This is a genomic window from Nitratidesulfovibrio oxamicus (assembly GCF_015731765.1).
Lineage (GTDB): Bacteria > Desulfobacterota > Desulfovibrionia > Desulfovibrionales > Desulfovibrionaceae > Cupidesulfovibrio > Cupidesulfovibrio oxamicus.
Genome location: NZ_VRYY01000648.1, coordinates 1 through 966, shown reverse-complemented (window position 1 = coordinate 966; position 966 = coordinate 1). Strand labels below are relative to the sequence as shown.

General features: G+C 70.9%; 2 protein-coding genes. Both read right to left on the bottom strand.

Annotated elements, in window-relative coordinates; genetic code table 11:
* A partial coding sequence (locus FVW20_RS16685) for a GntR family transcriptional regulator (RefSeq protein ID WP_196610471.1) occupies positions 1-287 on the bottom strand: 287 nt, incomplete at its 3' end.
* On the bottom strand, positions 287-966 hold a 680-nt coding region (locus tag FVW20_RS16680; RefSeq protein WP_196610470.1), incomplete at its 5' end, for an ABC transporter ATP-binding protein. The genes FVW20_RS16685 and FVW20_RS16680, both read right to left, overlap by 1 nt.

The following is a 966-nucleotide window of genomic DNA, read 5'->3' as shown; positions in this document are numbered from 1 at the left end:
AGCGCGGCCACGCGGGCCTCCAGCAGCGCGCGCACCTGCACCGCCTCTTCCACCTCTTCGGCGTCGAAGGGGCGCAGCACGTAGCCGCCGGCAGAACGCTTCTGCAGCAGCCCCTCCTGCTCCAGCCGGTGCAGGGCCTCGCGCAGGGGGGTGCGGCTGATGCCCAGTTCCGCCGCCAGGCGGTCCTCCACCAGCCGCTGGCCGGGCTCCAGTTCGCCGTCGATGATCATGCGCTTGAGCATGCGCGTCACTTCCTGCCCCAGCGACTGCTTGACCAGTCTCGCCATCAGTTGTCCTCCTGCGTGGCGCTGCCGCGCCGCGTGTCGTCCCGCATGTCCCTCGCCACCCCGGGTGCCGCCCCGGACGTTGCCTCGGACGCGACCCCGGGCTCTCCCCCGTGATCTCCCCCGTGATCTCCCCCGTGATCTCCATTGACAGGGCCGAGGAACGCCTCGCGCAGCAGTTCGTCGGAAAGTATGTCGGCGGAGTTGCCGGAAAACCGGATATGCCCGCTGGTGATGATGTACCCCCGGTTGCAGATGGCCAGCGCGCCCAGCGCGTTCTGTTCCACCAGCAGCACCGAGCAGCCCATGGAGGGCAGGTCGCGCACCACCCGGAAGATGGCCGCCGTAACCCTGGGCGCAAGGCCCAGGCTGGGCTCGTCCAGCAGCAACAGGCGGGGACGGGCCATCAGGGCGCGGCCCATGGCCAGCATCTGCTGCTCGCCCCCGGAAAGGTTGCCCGCTGGCTGGCCGATGCGCTCGCCCAGCACGGGAAACAGGTCCAGCATGCGGGCCAGGTCGTCGGCCACGGCGGCGCGACTGGCGCGACCGCCCTTCTTCAGGCGCAGGTAGGCGCCCATTTCAAGATTTTCGCGTACCGAAAGCTGGGTGAACACCCGGCGCCCCTCGGGCACCTGCACCACCCCGGCGGCCACGATGCCCGCCGGGCGCGGCGGCAGCGGCG